Source organism: Pseudomonas sp. ICBG1301 (assembly GCF_016918385.1).
Lineage (GTDB): Bacteria > Pseudomonadota > Gammaproteobacteria > Pseudomonadales > Pseudomonadaceae > Aquipseudomonas > Aquipseudomonas palleroniana.
In genome coordinates this window covers 630,579-654,209 of record NZ_JAEKGB010000002.1, presented here as the reverse complement: position 1 = coordinate 654,209, position 23,631 = coordinate 630,579, and the positions used below count along the sequence as shown (strand labels likewise).

Below are 23,631 nucleotides of genomic sequence, written 5' to 3'. Positions count from 1 at the left end.
GTCACACCTCGTCGTCGCGCTGCAGTTCGAACAGCAGCAGTGAACGCCCCGTCACCGCGTACTCGTGGTCGAAATCAAAGCGCTCCTGGCCACGTACCGCGGGTTGATTGGTGTCGAGCAGGCAGGTCCAGCATTCACCTTCAGGCACCGGCGGCAGACGGAAATTGACCATGTCGTGGTGCGCGTTGACCACCAGCAGCAAGGTGGCGTCGGCCCCGGCGCGGCGAATCCCGGTTTCCTGGGCGCGGCCATCCATCAGCATACCCAGGCAACGGCCGTGGCTTTCCTGCCATTGTTCGGTGCTCATCTCATTGCCGTCCGGCGCCAGCCATGTGACGTCTTTCACACCGATATCTTCGTTGTAGTCGCCCACCAGGAAGCGGCCCCGACGCAGGATAGGGTAGGCCAGACGCAACTTGATCAGGCGTTTGACGAACTTGAGCAGTGCCTTGCCGTCCTCGTCCAGGTCCCAGTTGACCCAGCCGATCTCGCTGTCCTGGCAATACGCGTTGTTGTTGCCGTGTTGGGTGCGCGCAAACTCGTCGCCGGCCACAATCATGGGCGTGCCCTGGGCCAGCAGCAGGGTGGCGAAGAAGTTACGCATCTGGCGCAGGCGCAGCGCGTTGATTTCCGGATCATCGGTGGGACCTTCGACGCCATGGTTCCATGACAGGTTGTTGTTGCTACCGTCCTGGTTGTTTTCGTCGTTGGCTTCGTTGTGCTTGTCGTTATAGGAGACCAGATCGTGCAGGGTGAAACCGTCGTGGGCGGTGATGAAGTTCACCGAGCTGTACGGCCGGCGGCCCCGATGGTTGAACATCTCACCGGAGGCGGTCATGCGCCCGGCGAAATCCGCCAGTTGGCCATCGTCGCCTTTCCAGAAGGCGCGCACGGTATCGCGGAAGCGGTCGTTCCATTCCACCCAGCCCGGTGGGAAGTTGCCGACTTGATAACCGCCAGGGCCGCAGTCCCATGGCTCGGCAATCAGTTTCAACTGGCGCAACACCGGATCCTGGCGGCAGGCGACCAGGAAGCTGTGGCGCTCGTCGAAGCCGTCACGGTAGCGCCCGAGGATCGTCGCCAGATCGAAGCGGAAACCGTCGACGTGCATCTCGTTGGCCCAGTAACGCAAGGAGTCGGTGACCATTTGCAGGACGCACGGATGGCTCAGATCCAGGGTGTTGCCGGTACCGGAGTCGTTGATGTAGAAGCGCTTGTCGTCGGGCATCAGCCGGTAGTAGGAGGCGTTGTCGATACCGCGCATGGACAGGGTCGGGCCGCGTTCGTTGCCTTCGGCGGTGTGGTTGTAGACCACGTCGAGGATTACTTCCAGCTTCTGCTCGTGCAGGTGCGCGACCATCTCCTTGAATTCTGCGATCTTGCCGCTGGCCAGGTAACGCGGGTCGGGGGCAAAGAACGCGATGCTGTTGTAGCCCCAATAGTTGGTCATGCCTTTTTGCAGCAGGTGTTGGTCGTTGACGAACGCATGCACAGGCAGCAACTCGACCGACGATACGCCCAATTGGCGGATGTGCTTGAGCACATCGTCGTTCATCAACCCGGCGCAGGTGCCGCGTACCGAGTCGCCCACCGAAGGGTGACGCATGCTGATGCCGCGCAGGTGGGTCTCGTAGATGATCGTACGGTCCCATGGCACTCGCACCGGTTGGTCGTTGCCCCAGGTGTGTGCCGGGTCAATCACTTTGCACTTGGGCACGAAGGGCGCGCTGTCGCGTTCGTCGAAACTGAGGTCGTCGTCCGGATGGCCGATGGTGTAGCCGAACAGCGCCTCGGACCATTTGAGTTCGCCCACCAGCTGTTTGGCGTAGGGGTCGATCAGCAATTTGTTGTGGTTGAAGCGATGGCCGTTGGCCGGGTCATAGAGGCCGTACACCCGGTAACCATAGATCAACCCGGGGTGGGCGTCGGGCAGGTAGCCGTGGAAGATCTCGTCGGTGTATTCGGGCAGTTCGATACGCTCCAGCTCGACCTCGCCTGTGTCGTCGAACAGGCATAACTCCACCTTGGTGGCGTTGGCCGAGAACAGCGCGAAGTTGACGCCCAGACCGTCCCAGGTGGCGCCCAGAGGGAAGGGCAAGCCTTCACGGATTCGCGACGGCTCATTGCCCGGCGTCGATGGGGTCTTTTGGGGTTTGCTCATTCGATGTTGCTCCTGCAAGGGTCTTTTTCCGGGCCGAACGAAACCGCGCTGACGAGGGTTCAGCTGAGAAGTTTGAAAAGTGAGTTCACCTCCTGCCGGCGAGACCGGCAGAAGGCTTATGGCGTCACGGGGTTACGGCTTGGGCTTTTTCGGCGCCGCCGGTTTCTTGGCCGGCGGCGGTGCCGGTTTGCTTACCGCTGCCGGCTTGGCTTTTGCCGCAGGCGGCTTGGCAGCGGCCTTCGGTTTGGCGGCGGGCTTAGGTTTGCTTGGCGTCAGTGCTTCGGCTTCCGCCAACTTGCGTGCCATCTCCCAGTGGCGCGCATCTTCGCCGTGAGGCTTGCCTTCAGACTCCCAGATCTGATGCGCCAGTTCGCGTATTCGTTTGTCGTCAGTACTCATCACAATGCTCCTCGCAGAAAATTTTCAGCTTTCTTGATCATCAGGATTGATAAAGACATTGACTGGGCATTCCCCCAGGGCAGTGCTGATCAACAGCTCCTTGTTGGGTGTGACTGCGCCCGTTTGAAAAAGTCCCTTCCAGTTTTGCGTTATGCCGGTAAACGGTAATTTCACCCGCGTATCGCCCCAAACCCGCGCAGGAATATGCGGCCGTTCACTGTTTTCAAGCAGGCGATGGGGCCAGCGTGGCACCACCACCAGTACGCGTTTGCCCTGCTGTTCGCGGTAGAACGCGACCACGTGTTCGGCATGGGTGCCCTCGACCTCCAAGGGCGTGTAGCTGCCCCGGCTGAACACTTCGGGGTGGGCCTTGCGCAAGGCCAGTGCCTGGGCGATCACCGCTTGTTTGATACGCCCATCGCGCCAGTTGGACAAGCCTTCTTCGATGCCCGGTGGTGCCTGCAACGCGCGTTGCCGTGCGCTGAAATCCACCGGACGGCGGTTGTCCGGGTCCACCAGGCTGAAGTCCCAGAACTCATCGCCCTGGTACAGGTCCGGCACCCCCGGCACGGTAAGGCGAAGCAAGGTTTGCGCCAGACCATTCAAGGCACCGGCCGGTGCGATGGCCTCGGCGGCTTGCGCCAGCGCAGTGCGTAATGGCTGGCCTTCAGGGCTGAGCAACAGGCGCGACAGGAACGTTTCAACCCCTTTCTCATAGGCTTCGTTCGGTGCGCTCCAACTGCTCTGCAACTTGGCCTCGCGCAGGGCCTTCTGTTGCCATTGCCAGAGTCGTTGCTGGTAGCCCTCAAGGTCAGGGTTGGCGTCCAGCGGCCAACTGCCGAGCAGTACTTGATAAAGGATCAGTTCATCGCCGGCCGAGGGGCCATTGCCATCCTCGCGTAATGGCGTCGCCAGGTGGCGCCAGTGCTGCACTTGTTCGGCGTACCACGGTGCGCACTCGCTGATCACCGCCAGGCGCGCACGGCTGTCTTCACCTCGTTTATGGTCATGCGTGGCGGTGGCCAGCAGGTTATCGGGAAAGCTCTGCAAGCGTTGTTGGTTGGCGGCATGAAAGTCGGCCAGGGAGGCGCTGAACTGCTCCGTGCTGAAGCCCACATCATTACGCGACAGCAATACAGCCGAACGATAAAACGCAGTGTCCTCCACCGCCTTGGCCGCTGCCGGCGAGGTCAGCTGCTGGAAGCGCACGCAGGCATGCTTGAGTATCTTGCGCTCGCGGCCGCGCGGGCGATTGCGCCAGGGCTGGCCGCCCAACCAGGTTTCCAGGTGGTCGAGCACCGGCCAGTCACCTTCACTCAGGATCTCGCGGGCGCCGCTCATGGCGTGCTGGAAGACACGCTCATCTTCGGCGCTGCGGCCTTGGGCGCTGATATAAGTGCGATACACCGGGAAGTGCACGATCAGCGCCTGCAACGCACGGCGGATCGCGCCCAGTGTCAGGTCACGCGTCATCACATCGTCGCGGGCCACCTGCAACAGTGCCTGGGCAACGCTCTCAAAGTCGCCGGCCAAGGAGCCGTTGAGGATTTGCTGGCGCGCCAGCCACGCCTCTTCGATGAATGCCGAGGGGCGTTCGCTATGGTGCGTCCATAATTGCGCCAGCGGCTCAAACCCCTGCGGATCGTGTTGCAGCAGTGACAGTTGGTTCATGAATTCGTAGCCGGTGGTTCCGTCCACCTGCCAGTCCTCGCGCAGGGTTTCGCCTTCGCCCAGAATCTTTTCCACGAAGATCGGCACGTGCCGCCCGGGCGCCAGCGCATCCACTCGACGACGCAACTTGCGGCAGTAGCCCCGTGGGTCGGCCAGGCCGTCGACATGGTCAATGCGCAAACCGTCCACCAGGCCCTGGCTGATCAGTTCGAAGATCTTGGCGTGGGTGGCCTCGAACACGGCGCTGCGCTCGACGCGCAGGCCACCCAGTTCGTTCACGTCGAAGAAGCGTCGCCAGTTGATGTCGTCGGCGGCGGTACGCCAGCTGGCCAGGCGGTAAGTCTGTTGTTCCAGTAACTGGTGCAGTTGCTCGAAGCCCTCAGGCGTACGGCTGTCGAACGCCTTGAGCTGCTGTTCGATGGCCGGCGACACTGCGCTCGCGCGCTCGGCAAGCGCCTGCTTGAGCGCGGCCGCTTCGCGGTAGGCATCGTCCTGATAGGCGAGGGCGCTGAAACGGTCGGCCAGTGGCTTGAGCGATTCATCGTGGCCGAGAATCACGCCATAGTCTCTCGGGCAGATCGGAAAGCGATGTTCGTAATGCTCGACGTAGAAAGCGCCGTGTTCAGTATCGAAATGCAGGGTCAGCGTGCCGCTTTGCAAGGCTTCGCCGTAGTCGCTGCCAAGAAACGGCATCAACAGTTGGCCCTTGAGCAGCGGGTCGGGGGAGTGCCACTGGATATCGAAGAATTCGCTGTAGGGGCTCAGGCGGCCCCACTCCAGCAGGTCCAGCCACCAGGGGTTGTCGGCACCGCCGACGGCCATGTGGTTGGAGACGATATCCAGGATCAACCCCATCCCGTGCTCACGCAAGGTGGCCACGAGGCGGTGCAGGGCAGGCTCGCCGCCCAGCTCCGGGTTGATGCGGGTGGGGTCGACGACATCGTACCCGTGCATGGAGCCGGCCCGGGCGCAGAGCAGTGGTGAGGCGTATAGATGGCTGATGCCCAGCCGGGCGAAATACGGCACCAGCGGCACCGCATCATCGAGGGTGAAACCTTTATGAAATTGCAGGCGTTGGGTGGCGCGTAAAGGGAATGCTTTCATCGGTCACGCTCGTGGGCCTGGTTACGGGCTACGGCCAGCAGTTCGAGGCGGCGGGCGGCACCGGCATTGTCGAGTAGGCTGGACGCCTCGCCGGGCAGGCGGCGGCGCCAATTGGGGTGGGTGTCGGTGGTACCGGGCAGGTTGGCCTGCTCTTCCAGGCCCAGCGCGTCCTCCAGTGGCAGCAGCACCAACGGTGCACGGGTGTGGCCCAGGTAGCGCACGCTGGCGTCGATCATATGGTCGGTCTCATTGCGGATCTCATCGACGAAATTCTGCGGGTCCTGGCTCAACGCCTGACGCAACGCCTGGCGTTCACGCAGGCGGTGTTCGCTCCATTGCTCCACAGTGGGGGCATCGATCAGGCCCAGTTGGATATTCCATTCGATATCGCGGCTGTGCCACCAGCCGTTGAGGGTCGGCAAATCATGGGTGCTGGTGGTGGCCAGGGCGTTATCCGGCCAGTCGAGAATCGGTTTGAATTGGCCATCGTGATTTTGCTCGAACAACAGCACGCGCATGCCAAGGATCGAGCGGCCGCTGAGTTTTTCCCGCAGGCCGTCGGGCACCGTGCCCAGGTCTTCACCCAGCACAATGGCCTGGTGGCGATGGGACTCCAGGGCCAACAGGCGCAGCATGTCATCCACCGGGTAATACAGGTACGCCCCGTCACGTGGCGATGCGCCGTTGGGGATCACCCACAGGCGTTGCAGGCCCATCACATGGTCGATACGCAGGCCGCCAGCATGTGCGAAGTTGGCCCGCAGCATCTCGATAAAGGCCCGAAAACCGTTGCGCTTGAGGCCCTCCGGGGAGAATGCGGAGATGCCCCAGCCTTGGCCTGCGCGGTTAAGGATGTCCGGTGGTGCTCCCACGGTGAGGTCGGCCAGCAGTTCATCCTGGCGGCTCCACGCCTGGCTGCCGCCGCCGTCGGCGCCGACGGCCAGGTCAGCGATCAGGCCAACGCCCATGCCGCTGCCCCGGGCGGCTTGCTGTGCCCGTTGCAGGCTGCGGGCGATCAGCCATTGGCAGAAGGCGAAGTAGCCAATCTCGTCGCGGTGTTCCTCGGCGAACTGGGCCAGGGCCGGGCTCTGCGGGGTACGCCAGTCTTGTGGCCAGTGGCGCCAGTCGAGGTCTTCGCCGGCAGCGGCGCGCTGGGCTTGCACGGCTTCGAAGCGGCAGTGGTTTTCCAGGGCTTCACCGCCGGTCTGGCGGAAACTGAGGAAGTCGGCGTGTTGCGGGTGCTCGCCCTGGCGGAAATCTTCATACAGCGTGCGCAGCAAGCGTTGCTTGGCCTTGGCGGCGGCGGGCCAGTCGATCAGCGGCAGTTGCTCAAGGGCATGCAGTTCCTCTTCCAACCCGGCGGCGGCAATCGCGTTGCGTACTTCACGCTCGCCCAGGATGCACGCCGGGGAGGCATACAGGCTGTTGAGAAACAGGCGGCTGGACGGTGAATAAGGGCTGTAGCGCTCGGTGTCGGCGCTGAACATGGCGTGCATCGGGCTGATCGCCAGGGCGTCGGCACCGCGTTCGGCGGCGGAACGGACCAGGTGCTCCAGGGCCAGGGTGTCGCCAAAACCGCCGTCACCGAGACGCCGCAGGCCATACAGTTGGGCGCTCAGGCCCCAGGCGCGGGCGGGACGGCTGTCGACCGCCTCGGCCACGCTGTAGCAGTGGTCGGGAGCCACGGCCAGGGTGAAAGTCTGGTCGGCGATATGCACACAGTGGTAGCCCAGGGCAATGATGCCAGGCAGCACGGCATCACCGTCGAGGCGCAACTCCAGGGTTTCACCCTGTTCCAGGCTGACGCGGCAGGGCGTGTCCGGCGCGAAGTAGCGCGCCAGGTCCAAGGGCTCACCGGAGTCGATGGTCATGAGGGGCGGCAGGTGCTTGTCTTGTTGCACCTGCTCAAGTTCCAGCAGGCTGGCGTCGATCTCGGCGTCGGTGTCGGCCGGGTGGCCCAGGCCTTTGAGCACCGCGCGCAGGGCGTCGGGTTTCACATGTTGCGGGCGGCCGTTGGCGTCGATCCAATCGACGGCCAGGCCCGCGCGGCTGGCGAGGATTTCCAGGTTCGCTTCGCTCAAGGGTGATCTCCAACAGGGGTTAGGAAGACGCGTGCGCTGAAGGGCGCCAGCAGCGCGCCCTGATTGGCCGGCGTCTGGAAAAGACAGGCGTGCGGCGCTGCGTGTTCGAGGGCCTCGGCGCTCAGGTTGAGGTCGATCTGCAACAGGCTGCCGTTGCCCAGCCGCCAGCGGGCGCTGACGGCGCCGTCGGCCAGCACCCGCGCCCCGAGAGCCACGCAGCCGGGCAAGTGGGGCACGATATGTTGGTGACGCAGGCTCAGCAGTTGCCGGTAGAGCTGGGTGTGTTCGTTCTCGCTAAACGAAGGGATCGAACGCTGGAAGGTTGTCAGGGCATTGGGATCGGGAATCCGCTCACGCTGTTCAGGGTCATTGAAGGCGGCGAAGTCGGCAAACTCATTGCGTCGGCCTTCGCGTACCGCCTCAGCCAGTTCGCCGTGATGATCGGTGAAAAACAGGAAGGGTTGTTCGGCCGCCACCTCATCGCCCATGAACACCAAAGGAATCATCGGCGACAGCAGCAATAACGTAGTGGCGGCTTTCAGGGCCTGGGGTGAACACAACTGATGCAGGCGTTCACCCAAGGCGCGATTGCCGATCTGGTCATGGTTCTGCAAGAACAGTACGAAGGCACTCGGCGGCAGGTGCCCGCTGGGCTCACCGCGAGGGACGCCGTGGCGGTTGGCCTGCCCCTGGTAGATAAAGCCTTCGCTCAGGCAGCGAGCCAACTGGGCCGTGGTGTCTGCGGCAAAGTCGCGGTAATAGGCATCGGTCTCGCCGGTCAGCAGCACATGCAGGGCATTGTGGCCGTCGTCGTTCCATTGCGCATCGAAATCCTGTTCCAGCAGGTTGGCCTGGTTGTGCTCGTTTTCCAGCACCAGCCACACCTGGCGGCCCAGGTCGACCTGTTCGCGCACACGCTGCGCCAACGCGTGCAGGAACCCGGGGTTGTCGATGGCGTGCACGGCGTCCAGGCGCAAGCCGTCGAAGCGATATTCCAGCAGCCACATCAGCGCGTTGTCGAGGAAGAAGTCGCGTACTTCCCGGCGATCGAAATCGATCCCGGCGCCCCAGGGCGTGTGCACGTCCTCTTGAAAGAATGCCTTGGCGTATTGGCCCAGGTAGTTACCGTCGGGCCCGAAGTGGTTGTAGACCACATCGAGAATCACCGCCAGGCCGTGTCCATGGGCGCTGTCGATCAGGTGCTTGAGTTGTTCGGGCGTGCCGTAGGAGGCCTGCGGTGCGTAGGGCAGCACCCCGTCGTAGCCCCAATTGCGCTCGCCGGGAAACTGCGCCAAGGGCATCAGCTCGATAGCGGTGAAGCCCAGTTCAGCCAGGCGTGGCAGGTGTTTTTCAACGGCGGCGTAGCCACCTAGTGCGCCGACATGCAGCTCGTAGATCACCGCTTCATGCCAGGGCCGGCCTTGCCAGTGGCTGTTCTGCCAGGGGTAAGCGAGCGGGTCGACGACCCGGCTCCAACCGTGAACATCCGAGGCCTGGGCCCTGGACGCCGGGTCGGGGACATCGGTTTCACCGTCGATGTTGTAGCGGTAGCAAGTGCCCGCCGGGCACTTGACCTCTACTTCGAACCAGCCATCTGCCTGGGGCAGCATGGCAATGGATTTTCCGTCTTTGAATTCAACGCTGACATAAAACGCGTCTGGCGCCCACAAGGCAAAACGCGTGTGTTGCGCGTCCAGCATGATTGCACCGTGGGGCCAGGTTTCCAGAGTCCATGACGGCATCTGTGAAGACCTCCCTTGATTACTTGGCCGATTTCCCTAAAGCCTTGGCCACCAGTTGTTCGTAGAGTTCGGCATAGGGTTCCACGGCCTGGCACCAGTTGAACGGTTGAGTCATCGCGCGGCTGCGCATCGCATTGAGCAAACCGGGGAAGGCAAATACCTTGAAGGCGCGGGTGAGAGCGGCTTTATAGCTGTCCACCGTGGATTCATTGAACAGGAAGCCGGTCACGCCATCTTCGATAGTGTCGGCCAGGCCGCCGGTATTGCGCGCCACCGGCAGCGAGCCGAAGCGCTGCGCGTACATCTGGCTCAAGCCGCAGGGTTCGTAGCGCGATGGCATCAACAGGAAATCGCTGCCGGCGAACATGCGGCGGGCATCGGTTTCGTTGAAGCCGATCCGCACACCCACTTGACCGGGAAAGCGCAGGGCCAGCTCGCGCATGGCCTGTTCTTCTTCCGGCTCGCCACGCCCGATAATGGCGATCTGGCCGCCGTTTTCGACGATAAAGCTGGCCACCGCCTCGGTGAGGTCCAGGCCTTTCTGATAGACCAGGCGCGAGACCACGGCGAACAACGGGCCGGTGGAGTCGTGCAGGCCGAACAGTTCGCGCACATGGGCGGCGTTGATGGCCTTGCCTTCCCAGTCGCCGATGTTGAAATTGTGGGTCAGGTGGGTGTCGGTAGATGTTTCCCAGCTTTCATCAATGCCGTTGGGAATACCGCTGAGCAGACCCTGTTGGGTCTTGCTGGCCAAAAAGCCATCCAGGCCGCAGCCGAATTCGGGGGTGGTGATTTCCTGGGCGTAGGTGGCACTCACCGTGGTGATATGGCTGGAATAGGCCATGCCCGCCTTGAGGAACGACATCTTGCCGTAGAACTCCATGCCTTCCTGTTGCAGGGCATGCGGCGGAATCCCCAGCTCCGGGGTGGACGCCAGGCTGACGACGCCCTGATACGCCAGGTTGTGAATGGTGAACAGGGTCGGCGTGCGTGACCCGCGCCAGTGCATGTAGGCCGGGGCCAGGCCCGCCGGCCAGTCGTGGGCGTGCACCAGGTCCGGGCACCAGTGGATCTGCGCGAGGTTGGCGGCGATGTCGGCGGCGGCCAGGCCCAGGCGGGCGAAGCGGATATGGTTGTCCGGCCAGTCGCGGCCGTTGTTGGCGCCGTAGGGCGTGCCTTCACGCTCGTAGAGTTCAGGGCAGATCAGCACGTAGATGACCAGCCCATCCTTGAGGTCCATGCGTCCGATCTTGCACGGCGGGAGCGCGGCGTGACCGCCCAGCTCGCCAATGATATGAATCGGGTTGTCGCTCTCCATCACTTGCGGATAACCCGGGATCAACACTCGCACATCGTGCAGATGCGCCATGGCGCGGGGCAGGGCGGCAGACACATCGCCCAGGCCACCTGTCTTCACCAGGTCGGCGAATTCGGAGGTGACGAAGAGGACTTTTTTACGATTGGGGTTGTGACTCACGACCGGCCGCACCGTGTTGATGTCAACTAAAGAGCTCGCCCCGCCAACTGGCTGACTAACACGTTCTCCCTGAATACTTGAAACGGCACTGATCATAGTTCTCTCCACGTGTAGGGTCGGTTAGTGGCCCGCTGCCACTAGCTCGATGACCGCATCCTGCGGCCACGCGCACAAGTGCAATACAATTCTGGCAAGGCTTATGCCAGTTGCACGGTTGGCAGAAATAGATTGGATGGGCGGGCATTGGGGGGTTAATCCAGTGTGCTCGCCCTACCTTAAAACTTGACCAGTGGCCGAGTTGGAAAGTTTAGATTTTTTGCGGGGTTTTTGTTTTGGAACGGACCCATCGGTCATGAGTCTAGGACAGATCCCAGAGCCTGTAGGCTTTCTAAGGAAATTTTGTAGGACAAAAAACTTCTAACCCCAAAACCGCAGGTTGTAGTGAGCGGGCTTGCCCCGCGCTGGGTGGCGAAGCCGCCCCAACAAAGACGCCACGGTATTTCAGAACGACCGAGGGGGCGGCTGCGCCACCCAGCGCGGGGCAAGCCCGCTCACTACAGATGACGGAAAACGCCCCACCTCAGTGCAAACCCGCTCCCAGCATTGGTGCAGGGTGCGTCAGCCCAGTACGCGAATGGGCGTACCGGCCGCCCAAGCTTGAACATCCTCGATCATCTGCTGATAGAACTGCCGGTAATTCTGCTCGCTCACATAGCCGATATGGGGCGTGGCCAATACGTTGGGCAGGCGGCGGAAGGGGTGGTCCGCCGGTAGTGGCTCTTCGCCGTATACGTCCAGGGCGGCCCCGGCCAAGCGACCACTTTCCAGCGCGGCCACTAGCGCCTGTTCATCCACAATCGGCCCGCGTGCGGTGTTCACCAAGCGTGCCGTCGGTTTCATCCAGCCCAGCGCCTGGGCGTCGACCAGCCCGCGGCTGCGCTCGCTGAGTACCAAGTGCACGCTGAGGATGTCGGCTTGTTCAAACAGCGCCTGTTTGCTGACCCAGGTTACACCGCATTGCGCGGCCCGTTCCGGGGTCAGGTTTTCACTCCAGGCGATGACGCGCATACCGAACACCTGGGCAAACTGCGCGACTTTCTGGCCAATGCTGCCCAGGCCGAGAATGCCCAGGGTCTTGCCATACAAGTCGCCGCCCAGGCCGACTTGCCAGCCGCCGGCACGCAACGAGTTGGCTTCGGCCAGCAGGTTGCGGGTGGCGGCCATGATCAAGGCCCAGGTCAATTCCGGCGCTGCCTGTTTATAGCTGTCGGTGCCGCACACCTGAATGCCCAGGGCCTGGGCGGCGGCAATGTCGATAGCGGCATTGCGCATGCCGCCGGTCACCAGCAGCTTGAGATCAGGCAGGCCCTGCAGCAGCGCCTTATCGAAGGTGGAGCGCTCACGCATCACGCAGATCACCTCGAAGCCCTTCAAGCGTTCGATCATCGTCGCGGTGTCTGCCGGGTAGTCGTGCAGGAAGTGCACCTGGCCAACTGGCGCCAGCCCTGACCAATCCACCACGCCACTGGCCACCTGCTGCCAATCATCAATGACTGCTATCTGTAATGACATTCACCCGTGCCTCGATCAAATGGGATTAAAGGGCGTTCAAACCCTGCAACAGTGCCGCGTGAAACTGGGCCGGCTCCTCCATTTGCGGTGCGTGCCCCAGCCCGGGGAACTCCACCAGGGTCGCATGGGGGATCAACCGGGCCACCTGCTTGCCCAACACGGCGTAGTTGCCGATCTTCGCCTTGACCTCAGGTGGCGCAAGGTCCTTGCCGATTGCCGTGGTATCGGCGGTGCCGATCAGCAGCAGGGTCGGCATCTGCAAGTCCTTGAACTCGTAGTACACCGGCTGGGTGAAGATCATGTCGTAAATCAACGCCGAGTTCCATGCGATCTGGGTATGCCCCGGGCCCTGGTTGAGGCCGGCGAGCATATCTACCCAGCGTTCGTATTCGGGCTTCCAGCGGCCGACGTAGTAGGTCTCCTGTTCATACTTGCGGATACCCTCGGCGCTGAGTTTCAACTCTCGCTCGTACCATTGGTCCACGCTGCGATAAGGCACGCCCAGCGCTTTCCAATCTTCCAGGCCAATGGGATTGACCAAGGCCAGCTGTTCGGTTTGTGCCGGGTAGAGCAGTGCGTAACGGGTTGCCAGCATGCCGCCGGTGGAGTGGCCGAGAATCGTGGCCTTTTGTATGCCGAGCTTTTCCAGCAACTGATGGGTGTTGATTGCCAATTGCTGGAAGCTGTACTGGTAGTGATCGGGCTTGCTGGAGGTACAGAAACCGATCTGGTCCGGCGCAATCACCCGGTAGCCGGCGTCGCTCAGGGCTTTGATCGAACCTTCCCAGGTGGCGCCGCAGAAGTTCTTGCCATGCATCAGCACCACGCTGCGGCCGTTGGCGTGGCCTTTGGCGGGTACGTCCATATAGCCCATTTGCAGGTGTTTGCCTTGGGACTGGAAGTCAAAGTGTTGTACCGGATACGGGTATTCAAAGCCTTGCAATTCAGGCCCGTAGGTAGCGGCAAACGCCGGGGTCGTACCCAGGGCGAACAGGCCGGACAGGCAGGCAGCGCGGACGAAAGACATGGGACGTGCTCCGAATAGGATGCCCGGATGCTGTTTGGAGGGGATTAAGTGGGGATTAACACCCAGTGCAACGTCAGCGCCGCGAGCACGCCGTAGCGCAAACCTTTGGCCAGTGTCACCAGGAGCAGGAAGCGCCACAGCGGCTCGCGCATGACGCCTGCGACCAGGGTCAGCGGGTCACCGATAATCGGCACCCAACTGAGCAGCAGCGTCCAGTGCCCCCAGCGCTCATAGTGGCGCCGTGCCGTATCCAGCTGTTTTGTGCTGACGGGAAACCAGCGCCGGGCCTTGAAGTGTTCAACCCAGCGCCCCAGCCACCAGTTCACCAGCGAGCCCAGTACGTTGCCCAAGGTGGCAATGCCCAGCAGCAGCCAGAGGCTGTAGTGCCCGCTGAGCAGCAGCCCGACCAACACCGCTTCGGACTGCAACGGCAGCAGGGTGGCGGCACCGAAGGCCGCCACGAATAAGCCCAGGTAACCTGTGATCATCGTGCCGGGTATTCAGCCACCACCACATCGCGGCCGTCCCGGGTCAGGCCGATCACTTGATAGGCCTCGCTGTGACCGTCGACTTCCATGCCGGGTGAGCCCAGCGGCATGCCCGGCGCGGCAATGCCGAGCAGATCGTCGCGTTTGCGCAAGGCCAGCACCTGTTCGGCCGGCACGTGGCCTTCGACGAACTTGCCGTCGATCACGGCGGTATGGCATGAGCCCAGGCGCGGTGCCACGCCCAGGCGCTGTTTGACGGCGCTCATATCCGCCTCGACGTGGTCGTTGACCTTGAAACCGTTGCTTTGCAGATGGCTGATCCACTTTTTGCAGCAACCGCAATTTGCGTCGCGGTGCACATCGATCGGGATCAGGTCGGCCGCCTGGGCCAGGGTGCTGGTGAACAGGGCTGAAAGCAGGACCAAGCGCAATGGGTTTTTCATTCAGGTGTCGTCCAATACCGGGCAGTAAGCCGAGCATTCTCCCTGCTTTTTTGGTTGGGACACTGTTGTAATGTTTCTAAATTATACGAAGGGCGGGTTTTCCAACCTGCATTTAAGCCGGTCGAGGGCCGTAGCCGAAAGCTGGACCATACGCTCACGCAAGCTGGTCAACTGCAACTCGGTTTCATAGATCAGCACGCGCTTGAACAACGTGCCGCCTTGATGGGGCACCAGAAAATAGTGAATGGAGCCGTCAACGGCCAGAGACGTGAACACGGTCTTGAATTCGCTGGGCGGCCGGGCGATCTGCACGCGATAACTCATGGGCACCCGTACGCCCATGAGATCGATAATTTCCGTGAAGCGAGTGCCGGCCGGCAGTGAACCGCTGGTGCCGGTCTCGGCGCTGAGTGAGGTCGGGTGCCATTCGTGCCAGCGATCCGGCTGGGTCACGTAATCGTAGACAAGGTCGATGGGGGCCTGAATAAAACGTTCCTGACTGACCTGCTCCAAGCGGATCGAATGCTCAACAACGTGCATCACACACCTCCTGTGTGGCGGGAATTTGCACTAGGAACTGTCAGAATAGTCCCACTCCCGAGCATTGCACGGGAGTGTTCCGGTGTTTTTTTCAGCGCACCTTGAAGCGACTCATCAACGCAATCACTCGGCCATTAGCGTCCAGCAGGCTCTGGGTATTGCTTTGCGTGGCATGCCCGCTATGCACCAGCTCTTCGACCATCTGTCGGATCTGCACCATGCTGCGGTTGATCTCCTCGGTCACTGCGCTTTGCTGCTCGGCGGCCGTGGCGATCTGGGTGCTGAGGTTATTGATATGGCTGACCGAGCCGGCCATCTCATCCAGGCCGGTGTTGACGCGCGCTGTGGCGTCCGCTGCCGACTGGCAACTGGCCTGGGTGTTTTCCATGGCGGCCACCGACGAACTCACGCCGCTGGTCAAGCGTGCCAGCATCTCGTTGATCTGCGACGTGCTGGCCTGGGTGCGCGCCGCCAGCGCACGTACCTCATCGGCGACGACCGCAAACCCACGGCCTTGCTCACCCGCGCGGGCCGCTTCGATGGCCGCGTTGAGAGCCAGCAGGTTGGTCTGGCCGGCAATCGCGCCGATCACCCCCAGGGTCTCGGTGATGCGCGCGGCGTCCTGGCGCATGTTCTCCACGGTATGGGTCGCGCTGGCGACTTCGTCGATCAGGGCGCTGACGCTACTGGACGCTTCGCCCACGACCACACGGGAGTGATCGGCGTGCTCGTTGGCACGCTGGGTGAACGAGGCGGTTTCAGCGGCGCTTTGCGCGACGGTGTCGGCGGTGGAGCTCATTTCGGTGATCGCCGTGACGGTCTGGTCGGTCTCGCTGGCATGCCGCATCAGGATCTGGTTGGTGTGCGCCGAGGTTTGCTGCAACTGCTCAAGGCTCGACGACATCGCGCCGGTGGCCTGGGTCACTTCGCCGATCATGTTCTGCAGGTAGACAATAAAGCGGTTCACCGAATGACCGATGGCGCCCAGTTCGTCTTCGGCGCGGATAGTGATCCGCCGCGTCAGGTCAGCATCCCCGGTGGACAGCGCGTCGATGTTGGTTTTCAGCGTCTTCATGCGCTGTACCAGCTTGCGAATGGCATAGACGGCCAGTATCACCAGCAGCAACACCATCGGAATTTGCAGCAGGGCCAAGCTGCTGAGCACGTCATCGCGTTGCGCCGTAATCAGCGAAGTCGGCAGGGCGGTGGCGAGGAACCAGGGCGTGCCCTCGATGGCGCGAAAGTAGAAGGTACTGGCCACGCCCTGGTTGTCGAACTCGCTGCGTTGCAGCGCCTGGTCGCGGTGGGCGAGGGCCTGGCTGACCTGGGCGGCGAATGCCGAGGTGCCGGCCAGTTCGCTGATGTTTTTCAAGACCACCGGGCCGCTGATGCGCGAGCTGTTGCTGATGATCTTGCCGTCGCCCTCGACGATCAGCATCTGCCCGCCGATGTCTTTTTCCTTGTTGGCCACCAGCTCATTGAAGAAACCCAGCGTCACGTCGATGGTGGCCACGCCATAGGCGGCACCGTCACGCTGGATCGCCATGGCGCAGTTGGTGCGCGGCTCCTGGCTGGCGTCGTCCTTGTAGGCGGCGGCCCAGGCACACTGGCCACGGGGGGAGGCGAGGCCGCCCTTGTACCAGCTCTGGTCGTAATAGTTGGGCGCGGCGTCACTGTTCCAGAAGGTGTTGACCGCCAACTTGCCAGAGGCGTCGCGGTGCCAGAACGTGCTGTGTTTATTGCGCCCCGGAGTACGCTGGTTGGGCAACGGCCAGATCCCGCCACCAAACACTTTCAGCTCACCATATTGGTCCACCAGGCCAGGCAGTACCTTATCAATGGCGTCACTGTCGAGCAGGGGAATGGTTTGGGTGATGGTGCGTTGCTGGGCCTGAACCTTGTTCAGCTCGCCCTGGATCTGTTCGGCGACTTCACTGATGCGGTTGAGTACGACCTGTTCTTCGGTATGGCGCAGCTTGGGCGCGACCAACTGGCCGATACCCACGACGGTCAATACAAATAACACCAGGACGAACAGCACCAGAAACAGGGTATAGCGGGCTTGGATGGAGCGCAGTGCAGGCATGGGACCGTCCTTACGAAGCGTTTATTGTCGACGCGGCTTTGTTGGAGCTTCGTAGAGCTATCGGCTTGGGATGACGGAGCTTTAGGTACTATCGTGCAAGAAAGTGGCAGCGCCGGCCGGCGGCGCTGCCGAGTGCTGCGGATCAGATATCCAGCATGGCCATGACTTCTTCCGGGTAGCGCAAACCTGCGGTTGCATCGGCCGGGAAAATCGCATTCAACGCGGCGCGCTCAGCCTCGCTCAGTACGATCGAAACCGCCGCGACGTTCTCCTCCAGGTACTTGCGTTGCTTGGTGCCCGGAATCGGCACGATGAAATCACCCTGCGCCAGCACCCACGCCAATGCCAGTTGCCCGGCGGTCACACCTTTGTCCGCCGCCAGGGTTTGCACCTGTTTGACCAGCCGCAGGTTTTTCGCAAAGTTCTCGCCTTGGAAACGTGGGTTGAAGCGACGGTAGTCATCGGCGGCGAAGTCGTCCGGGCTTTTCAGTGCGCCGGTGAGGAAACCGCGCCCGAGCGGGCTGTACGGTACAAAGGCGATGCCCAGCCGCTGGCAGGCGGCGAGGCAGCCGTTGTCTTCCTGGTCTCGGCTCCACAGCGAATATTCGCTTTGCAGGGCCGTGATGGGGTGCACCTTATGGGCGCGCTCCAGGGTGGCGGCGCTGGCTTCGCTCAGGCCCAGGTAACGGACTTTGCCCTGTTTGACCAACTCGGCCATGGCGCCGACGGTTTCTTCGATGGCCACGTCCGGGTCGATTCGGTGCTGGTAGTACAGGTCCAGGGTTTCAATGCCCAGCCGCTTCAGCGTGCCGTCGATGGCGTTGCGGATGTAGTCGGGGCGGCCATTCACGCCGCGCAGTGCCGGGTTGGCCGGGTCGCGCACGATGCCGAACTTGCTGGCCAGGAATACCTGGTCGCGCTTGCCGGCGATGGCGTTGCCGATCAGTTGTTCATTGGTATGCGGGCCGTACATGTCGGCGGTATCAAGGAAGTTGACCCCCAGTTCCAGGGCGCGGTGCAGGGTGGCGATGGCCTCCCGGGTGTCAGTGCCGGTCGTGTAGAAATCGGTCATGCCCATGCAGCCGAGGCCGATGGCGCTGACTGTGGGACCGTTTTTGCCGAGTTGACGAGTGTGCATGGGTCAAGCTCCTGTATGGGGAAGGTCGCCATTGTTATCCTCGACAAAACTCAGATAAACCGGCTAAAAGCACTATCAGTATTCGTAAAATCTAAATAATCCAGGAGCAACCGTCCCTTGGACCGTTTTAATGCAATGCGCGTGTTTACCCGGATTGTCGAACTGGGCGGGTTTGCCAAGGCGGCTGACAGCCTGCAACTGCCACGGGCATCGGTGACCATCCTGATCAAGCAATTGGAAGCCCACCTGGGGGTGCAACTGTTGCAGCGCACCACGCGCCAGGTCAGCCCGACGTTGGACGGCGCCGCGTATTACCAACGCTGTGTGCAGTTGCTGGCGGACCTGGAGGAAACCGAGGCGGTGTTTTCCACGCGCCGCCAGAACCCGCGCGGAACCTTGAGCATCGATATGCCGTCAGGTATCGGGCGTTTTATCGTGATCCCGGCGTTGCCGAGCTTCACCGCCCGTTACCCGCAGATCGACCTGGAGATCGGCCTCAACGACCGCCCGGTGGACCTGATCCGCGAAGGCGTGGATTGCGTGCTGCGCGGTGGCCCGGCCCTGGATGAATCGCTGGTGGCGCGGCCTTTGGTGATGCTCGATCAAATGACCTTGGCCAGCCCGGATTACCTGGCGCGCATGGGTGTCCCGCAGTGCATCGACGACCTGGCCGGGCATCGGATGGTCGAGTATATCTCCAGCGCCAGCGGCAAACGGTTTGGCCTGGAATTCCAGATCGGCGATGCGCTGCGCCCGATCAACCTGGCCAAGACCGTTGCGGTCAACAGCGCTGACGGTTATTTCGCCGCCTGCGAGGCGGGTTACGGCTTGATCCAGGCGCCGCACTATCATGCAATGGCGCGCCTGGCGCAGGGCACATTGGTGGAAGTGTTGCCCCAGTTGGCGGTGCCGCCGATGGCCTTGACGGCGCTGTACCCACCGCACCGCCAGTTGTCGCTGCGGGTGCGGGTGTTTGTCGATTGGCTGGTGGAACTGTGCGCTCGACCGGGCAATGGCTTGCGGCGCTAGGCTTGTGCCCGGCGATAGGCGCCCGGTTGCTGCCCGGTGACTTTATGGAAAGCCCGGGTAAAGGCGGCGACCGACTGGTAACCCACCGCCAGCGACACGTCGGCCACGGTCTGGTCCTGCTTGAACAACTGGCAGGCATGGCGCATGCGCATCATCAGCAGCACTTGCCCCGGCGACTGCCCGCACAATTCGTTGAAACGCTTGAAGAACGCCGAGCGCGACAACCCGGTGCAGGCCGCCATGCTTTCCAGGGTCCAGGGATCGGCCGGGCGGGCGATCAATTGTTCCAGCAACTGTGCAAACGCCGGTTGCCGACCCAGCGCGGCCAGGCCGCCGAGATCGGTGTTGTCGATGACTTGCTGGCGCAGCACATACAGGAACAACAAGTGGCAAAGACGCTCAAGCAAGGTGGGAGAGGGCGCGGGGGTACGCTGGCACTCTTGCAGGATCAGTTCGAACAGATTGCGTGCGGCGGTCAGTGACGGGTCACCGGCGCGCAGAATGATCCAGGCGGGCAGGGTATCGACAATCATGGCCGACAAGCCGGACTGGAAATGAAAGAAACCGCAGACCAGCCCCACGCCGTCATTGGCCGTGCTGTCCAGGGGCAGCATCGGGCGCCGTGGACATTCCCGGGCGCCGGCGGCCGTGGCTTCACCCGAGAGCCGATAGGCCAGGTCACGCAAGAGAAACACGGCGTCGCCATTATTCAAGCGCTGGGGCACGGGATCGTCTTCGATATGCAGCCAGCATTCACCCTGCACAATCAGATGGAAACTGGCGTTGGCCAGGCCATGCGTACTGGCATGCCAGTCGCCGCAATAGCGGCCGACATGGAACAGGCTGGTATCGAGTTCGAGGCTGTCTAATAACCAATCGACAAGGGCACTGGACGAATTCATCTAAAGGAAAGACTCAAGAGCAAGTAATCGCTACTTTAGCCTATTGAGTCGATTTTTTATAACCAACAGACTGGTTACACGAACCCATCAGGAGACCACTCCATGTCCCGTGTACCCTTGTTGACCCCGGCAACCGCGCCGGAAGCCGCCAAGCCTTTCCTTGAAAATGCACAGAAAGCCTCGGGGTTCATCCCTAATCTGCTTGCCGTATTGGCTAACGCACCAGCGGCCCTGGAAACCTACGTCACGGTGTCCGGCCTCAACGCCAAGGCGGAACTGAGCCTGGCCGACCGGGAAGTGGTGCAATTGATTGCGGCCACCACCCACGGTTGCGATTTTTGCGTCGCCGGCCATACCGCCGTGGCGCGCAACAAAGCCAAGTTGCCTGAAGAAGTGATCGACGCGCTGCGCCAGCGCGGTGAGCTGCCCAACGCCCGCTATGAGACACTCGCCGCGTTTACCCGTGAAGTGATCGCCACCCGTGGCGATGTCAGCGACGCCGGTTTTGAGGCATTTCTCGCCGCCGGTTATACGCAAGGTCAGGCGCTGGAGGTTATTTTGGGCGTCAGCCTGGCAACCCTGTGCAACTTCGCTAACGTGTTTGCGCGTACCCCGCTGAACCCTGAGTTGGTGCAATACCGTTGGGAACAACCGGCCAGCTGAATCGGCGATGGTCCACCTGCTGTAAAAAGGAGATACATAAATGCTTGACCCAATCTTGAGCCGTTGGCTCGATGTTCAAGCGCAGGCCCTGGACGTGGGCAGTTGCGATCCGCAGGAAGTGTTGCCACGCCTGGCGCAAGCCGACGTGTTACGTATTGGCGTGCCGAAGCACCTCGGTGGCCTGGGCGGTGATGTGGCCGGTGCGGTGGAAGCGATCGCCAATGTCGCCAGCCACTCCCTGGCGGCGGCGTTTGTCTGCTGGGGCCAGCGCTCCTTTATCGAATATTTGCTGCAAAGCCCGAATGAACGGCTGCGTGACCAACTGATGCCGGACTTGCTCAGCGGCAAGCTGGCCGGGGCCACGGGGCTGTCGAATGCGATGAAGTTTTTGTCCGGGATAGAGGCGTTGCAGATCAGCGCCGAACCGACCGCCGACGGCTGGACCCTCAACGGTCGCCTGCATTGGGTGACCAACCTGCGCAAGAACGGTTTTGTCGCGGCGGCGGCGATCGAGGACGCTCAGGGTGGAGCGCCGTTTATCCTGGCGATCCCGGATTCCGTGGCGGGTTTGCAGCGCTCCCGCGACCTGGACCTGCTGGGCCTGCAATCGAGCAGTACGGCCGCCCTGGGCCTGGAAGGCGTCGCGCTGAGTCGTGACTGGTTGTTGCATGAGGATGCGCGCAAGTTTCTGCCGGCAGTACGCCCGGCGTTCCTGGGACTGCAATGTGGCATGTCGATCGGCCTGGCGCGTCGTTCCCTGGCAGAGGTGGCCAACCATTTGGGTGCCAGCCGCACCGTGTTGCGCGATGAGTTGGAAGCGCTGCGCGTAACCCTGGATCATCTGGTCACCGAGCTCAAGAATAGCTTGCTCGCCGGACGTTTCGCCGCAGAGCCGGTGCCGCTGTTCAAGCTGCGCATCGCCCTCGCCGAAACCGCCGGCAGTGCCGTGCAACTTGAGTTGCAGGCGAGCGGCGGCAAGGCTTACCTCACCGCCCACGGCAGCGGTTTCGCCCGGCGCTGGCGAGAGTCGGCCTTTGTGCCGATCGTGACCCCAAGCCTGGTGCAACTGCGCACCGAGCTTCAGCGCCAGGCCAGCCTGTGAGCCAGGCGGTTCTGAGCGCCCAGGGCATTTGCCTGGGGTACACCGCCGGCCCGGTGCTGCAAGGCTTTGACTTGCATTTGCAAGCCGGTGAAGTGGTGTCGATCCTGGGCCCCAGCGGCGTCGGCAAGTCGAGCCTGCTGCGGGTGCTCGCCGGTTTGCAGGCGCCCCAGGGCGGTACTGTCACCGTGCTGGGTGAACCGTTGAGCGGCCCGCACCCGCGCGTGGCGGTCGCCTTTCAAGACCCCAGCTTGTTGCCTTGGCTGAACCTGGAAAAGAATGTCGCCTTTGGCCTGGATTTCGACCGCCAACCGCGCTTGAGCCACGAACAGCGCCGTCAGCGGGTCGACCATGCGATCGCCGCCGTCGGCCTGCAACACGCGCGCCAGCAGTTTCCGGCACAGCTGTCCGGCGGTATGGCCCAACGTACGGCGCTGGCCCGCTGCCTGGCGCGGCAACCGCAGGTGCTACTGCTGGATGAGCCATTCGGTGCCCTGGACGAAGTGACCCGCGCCGATATGCAGCACCTGTTGCTCAAGGTCAACCGCGAGCAAGGCTCGGCGGCGGTATTGATCACCCACGATATTGACGAAGCGCTGCTGTTGTCCGACCGCATCCTGCTACTGGGCAACCGCCCGGCGCGCACGTTGGGCGAATGGCACATCGACCTGCCGCAACCTCGGGAAGAGCAGGTGGAGGCCATCGGTGCGCTGCGTATCGACATTCTGAAAACCTTACGGCAGGCGAGCCGCCCTCAACCCAACCCCCTTGATCAACAGGAGCTTAACCATGTGTCTGGATGACCTGACCCACTCGCGCCGTGACTTTCTCAAACTCTCGGCGGTGCTCAGCGCCGCCGGTGCCTTGCCCCTGCTGAGCAGCCTGCAAGCGCGCGCCGCCAGCGAGCCGGACGCGCCGGTACGCATCGGCTACCTGCCGATCACCGATGCGACGCCGCTGTTGGTCGCGCATAACAACGGCCTGTTCGAAGCCGAAGGCATCAAGGCCGAGCGCCCGGTGCTGTTGCGCAGTTGGGCCCAGGTGATCGAGGCGTTCATTTCCGGGCAGGTCAACGTGATTCATCTGTTGTCGCCGATGACCGTCTGGGCGCGTTACGGCAGCCAAGTGCCGGCCAAGGTGGTGGCGTGGAACCACGTCGGCGGCTCCGGGTTGACCGTGGCCCCCGGGATTACCGATGTGAAGCAATTGGGCGGCAAGTCGGTGGCGATTCCCTTCTGGTATTCGATCCACAACGTGGTGGTGCAGCAGTTGTTCCGCGACAACGGCCTGACCCCTGTGGCTCGCGCCGCGGGCACTGCCATCGCGGCCAACGAGGTCAACCTGATCGTGCTGCCCCCTTCAGACATGCCGCCGGCCCTGGCCAGCAAGCGCATCGACGGCTACATCGTTGCCGAACCGTTCAATGCCCTGGCCGAAAACCTCAAGGTGGGCCGCGTGCAGCGTTTTACCGGCGATGTGTGGCGCAACCACGCGTGCTGCGTAGTGTTCATGCACGAGCATGACCTGGCCAACCGTCCCGAGTGGTCGCAGAAGGTGGTGAACGCTATCGTCAAGGCCCAGGTGTGGACCCGTGACAATCGCGAAGCGGCGGTGAAATTGCTCTCCAAGGACGGCCCGAACCGCTACACGCCCCATGCCGAGCCGGTGTTGAGTAAAGTCCTGGCACCGCTGGCCGGCGACCGCGCCGCCTACCTGGCCGACGGTGCGATCCGGCATGCCGACTGGGACGAACACCGTATCGACTTTCAACCTTACCCATTTCCCAGCTACACCGAAGAACTGGTGCGCCGCCTGAAGGCCACACTGATCGAGGGCGACAAGAAATTCCTCGCCGACCTCGACCCGGCGGTTGTCGCCAAGGACCTGGTGGATGACCGCTTCGTGCGTAAAGCCATCGAGGCGGTCGGCGGCATGCAGACGTTCGGTTTGCCGGACGGGTTTGAACGGCACGAGGAGATCGGCGTTTGAACAACCGCGTAATCCCGGGC

18 protein-coding genes and 2 pseudogenes are annotated in these 23,631 nt (G+C 62.4%); 5 read left to right on the top strand and 15 right to left on the bottom strand.

Annotated elements, in window-relative coordinates; translation table 11 throughout:
- Position 1: 1 nt before the first annotated feature.
- The 14 genes and pseudogenes from glgX to JBE38_RS06735 form a co-directional block, all read right to left on the bottom strand.
- Complete coding sequence (gene glgX, locus JBE38_RS06795; protein WP_205343952.1) at positions 2-2,161, bottom strand: glycogen debranching protein GlgX; 2,160 nt, start codon at positions 2,159-2,161, stop codon at positions 2-4.
- A 132-nt stretch (positions 2,162-2,293) separates the two neighbouring features.
- On the bottom strand, positions 2,294-2,560 hold the full coding sequence (locus JBE38_RS06790) for a DUF2934 domain-containing protein (protein ID WP_205343951.1): 267 nt from the start codon (positions 2,558-2,560) through the stop codon (positions 2,294-2,296).
- Positions 2,561-2,584: 24 nt separating this feature from the next.
- The gene (locus JBE38_RS06785; protein WP_205343950.1) at positions 2,585-5,335 is read right to left on the bottom strand and encodes a malto-oligosyltrehalose synthase; all 2,751 of its coding nucleotides are present in this window, start codon (positions 5,333-5,335) and stop codon (positions 2,585-2,587) included.
- Positions 5,332-7,416 (bottom strand): 4-alpha-glucanotransferase, encoded by a 2,085-nt coding sequence (malQ, locus tag JBE38_RS06780; RefSeq protein ID WP_205343949.1) that lies wholly within the window; start codon positions 7,414-7,416, stop codon positions 5,332-5,334. The genes JBE38_RS06785 and malQ overlap by 4 nt, the downstream gene beginning before the upstream one ends.
- Positions 7,413-9,158: a malto-oligosyltrehalose trehalohydrolase gene (gene treZ / locus JBE38_RS06775; protein WP_205343948.1), complete on the bottom strand. Its 1,746-nt coding sequence runs from the start codon at positions 9,156-9,158 to the stop codon at positions 7,413-7,415. Before treZ ends, malQ begins: the two co-directional genes overlap by 4 nt.
- A gap of 19 nt (positions 9,159-9,177) precedes the next feature.
- Positions 9,178-10,731 carry a glycogen synthase GlgA gene (gene glgA, locus JBE38_RS06770; RefSeq protein WP_205343947.1) on the bottom strand — a complete coding sequence of 518 codons (1,554 nt, stop codon included), beginning with the start codon at positions 10,729-10,731 and terminating at the stop codon, positions 9,178-9,180.
- Between the two features lie 522 nt (positions 10,732-11,253).
- On the bottom strand, positions 11,254-12,207 hold the full coding sequence (locus tag JBE38_RS06765) for a D-2-hydroxyacid dehydrogenase family protein (RefSeq protein WP_205343946.1): 954 nt from the start codon (positions 12,205-12,207) through the stop codon (positions 11,254-11,256).
- A gap of 25 nt (positions 12,208-12,232) precedes the next feature.
- Entirely contained in the window at positions 12,233-13,234 is a 1,002-nt protein-coding gene (locus JBE38_RS06760) for an alpha/beta fold hydrolase (protein ID WP_205343945.1), read from the bottom strand.
- A gap of 44 nt (positions 13,235-13,278) precedes the next feature.
- Entirely contained in the window at positions 13,279-13,722 is a 444-nt protein-coding gene (locus tag JBE38_RS06755) for a YqaA family protein (RefSeq protein WP_205343944.1), read from the bottom strand.
- Entirely contained in the window at positions 13,719-14,165 is a 447-nt protein-coding gene (locus tag JBE38_RS06750) for a DUF411 domain-containing protein (RefSeq protein ID WP_205343943.1), read from the bottom strand. The genes JBE38_RS06755 and JBE38_RS06750 overlap by 4 nt, the downstream gene beginning before the upstream one ends.
- 81 nt (positions 14,166-14,246) lie before the next feature.
- Positions 14,247-14,705, bottom strand: a complete 459-nt coding sequence (locus JBE38_RS06745) for an SRPBCC family protein (protein ID WP_205343942.1) — start codon at positions 14,703-14,705, stop codon at positions 14,247-14,249.
- Positions 14,706-14,796: 91 nt separating this feature from the next.
- Positions 14,797-15,333: pseudogene (locus tag JBE38_RS27960) on the bottom strand (methyl-accepting chemotaxis protein); the annotation flags it as partial.
- 324 nt (positions 15,334-15,657) lie between these two features.
- Positions 15,658-16,791, bottom strand: a pseudogene (locus JBE38_RS27955) (cache domain-containing protein); the annotation flags it as partial.
- Positions 16,792-16,933: 142 nt separating this feature from the next.
- Positions 16,934-17,929 (bottom strand): aldo/keto reductase, encoded by a 996-nt coding sequence (locus tag JBE38_RS06735; RefSeq protein WP_205343940.1) that lies wholly within the window; start codon positions 17,927-17,929, stop codon positions 16,934-16,936.
- Between the two features lie 117 nt (positions 17,930-18,046).
- Here JBE38_RS06735 and JBE38_RS06730 point away from each other — a divergent pair, with 117 nt between their 5' ends.
- Complete coding sequence (locus JBE38_RS06730; protein WP_090370825.1) at positions 18,047-18,958, top strand: LysR family transcriptional regulator; 912 nt, start codon at positions 18,047-18,049, stop codon at positions 18,956-18,958.
- Here JBE38_RS06730 and JBE38_RS06725 read toward each other — a convergent pair.
- Positions 18,955-19,860 carry an AraC family transcriptional regulator gene (locus JBE38_RS06725; protein WP_205343939.1) on the bottom strand — a complete coding sequence of 302 codons (906 nt, stop codon included), beginning with the start codon at positions 19,858-19,860 and terminating at the stop codon, positions 18,955-18,957. The genes JBE38_RS06730 and JBE38_RS06725 overlap by 4 nt on opposite strands.
- A 102-nt stretch (positions 19,861-19,962) precedes the next feature.
- On the opposite strand from JBE38_RS06725, the gene JBE38_RS06720 reads away from it, so the two are divergent.
- The 4 genes from JBE38_RS06720 to JBE38_RS06705 are packed head-to-tail and all read left to right on the top strand — an operon-like array spanning position 19,963 to position 23,611.
- Positions 19,963-20,523, top strand: a complete 561-nt coding sequence (locus tag JBE38_RS06720) for a carboxymuconolactone decarboxylase family protein (protein ID WP_205343938.1) — start codon at positions 19,963-19,965, stop codon at positions 20,521-20,523.
- Between the two features lie 40 nt (positions 20,524-20,563).
- Positions 20,564-21,625, top strand: coding sequence for an acyl-CoA dehydrogenase family protein (locus JBE38_RS06715; RefSeq protein ID WP_205343937.1), 1,062 nt, complete (start codon positions 20,564-20,566; stop codon positions 21,623-21,625).
- Positions 21,622-22,425, top strand: coding sequence for an ATP-binding cassette domain-containing protein (locus JBE38_RS06710; RefSeq protein WP_205343936.1), 804 nt, complete (start codon positions 21,622-21,624; stop codon positions 22,423-22,425). The genes JBE38_RS06715 and JBE38_RS06710 overlap by 4 nt, the downstream gene beginning before the upstream one ends.
- The gene (locus tag JBE38_RS06705) at positions 22,412-23,611 is read left to right on the top strand and encodes an ABC transporter substrate-binding protein (protein WP_205343935.1); all 1,200 of its coding nucleotides are present in this window, start codon (positions 22,412-22,414) and stop codon (positions 23,609-23,611) included. Before JBE38_RS06710 ends, JBE38_RS06705 begins: the two co-directional genes overlap by 14 nt.
- The last annotated feature ends 20 nt before the right edge of the window (positions 23,612-23,631 follow it).

Excerpts from the sequence above, each read along its gene's own strand:
- glgX (WP_205343952.1), bottom strand. The coding sequence starts at position 2,161 with ATGAGCAAACCCCAAAAGACCCCATCGACGCCGGGCAATGAGCCGTCG.
- JBE38_RS06790 (WP_205343951.1), bottom strand. The coding sequence starts at position 2,560 with ATGAGTACTGACGACAAACGAATACGCGAACTGGCGCATCAGATCTGG.
- JBE38_RS06785 (WP_205343950.1), bottom strand. The coding sequence starts at position 5,335 with ATGAAAGCATTCCCTTTACGCGCCACCCAACGCCTGCAATTTCATAAA.
- treZ (WP_205343948.1), bottom strand. The coding sequence starts at position 9,158 with ATGCCGTCATGGACTCTGGAAACCTGGCCCCACGGTGCAATCATGCTG.
- glgA (WP_205343947.1), bottom strand. The coding sequence starts at position 10,731 with ATGATCAGTGCCGTTTCAAGTATTCAGGGAGAACGTGTTAGTCAGCCA.
- JBE38_RS06765 (WP_205343946.1), bottom strand. The coding sequence starts at position 12,207 with ATGTCATTACAGATAGCAGTCATTGATGATTGGCAGCAGGTGGCCAGT.
- JBE38_RS06760 (WP_205343945.1), bottom strand. The coding sequence starts at position 13,234 with ATGTCTTTCGTCCGCGCTGCCTGCCTGTCCGGCCTGTTCGCCCTGGGT.
- JBE38_RS06755 (WP_205343944.1), bottom strand. The coding sequence starts at position 13,722 with ATGATCACAGGTTACCTGGGCTTATTCGTGGCGGCCTTCGGTGCCGCC.
- JBE38_RS06750 (WP_205343943.1), bottom strand. The coding sequence starts at position 14,165 with ATGAAAAACCCATTGCGCTTGGTCCTGCTTTCAGCCCTGTTCACCAGC.
- JBE38_RS06745 (WP_205343942.1), bottom strand. The coding sequence starts at position 14,705 with ATGCACGTTGTTGAGCATTCGATCCGCTTGGAGCAGGTCAGTCAGGAA.
- JBE38_RS06735 (WP_205343940.1), bottom strand. The coding sequence starts at position 17,929 with ATGCACACTCGTCAACTCGGCAAAAACGGTCCCACAGTCAGCGCCATC.
- JBE38_RS06725 (WP_205343939.1), bottom strand. The coding sequence starts at position 19,860 with ATGAATTCGTCCAGTGCCCTTGTCGATTGGTTATTAGACAGCCTCGAA.
- JBE38_RS06720 (WP_205343938.1), top strand. The coding sequence starts at position 19,963 with ATGTCCCGTGTACCCTTGTTGACCCCGGCAACCGCGCCGGAAGCCGCC.
- JBE38_RS06715 (WP_205343937.1), top strand. The coding sequence starts at position 20,564 with ATGCTTGACCCAATCTTGAGCCGTTGGCTCGATGTTCAAGCGCAGGCC.
- JBE38_RS06705 (WP_205343935.1), top strand. The coding sequence starts at position 22,412 with ATGTGTCTGGATGACCTGACCCACTCGCGCCGTGACTTTCTCAAACTC.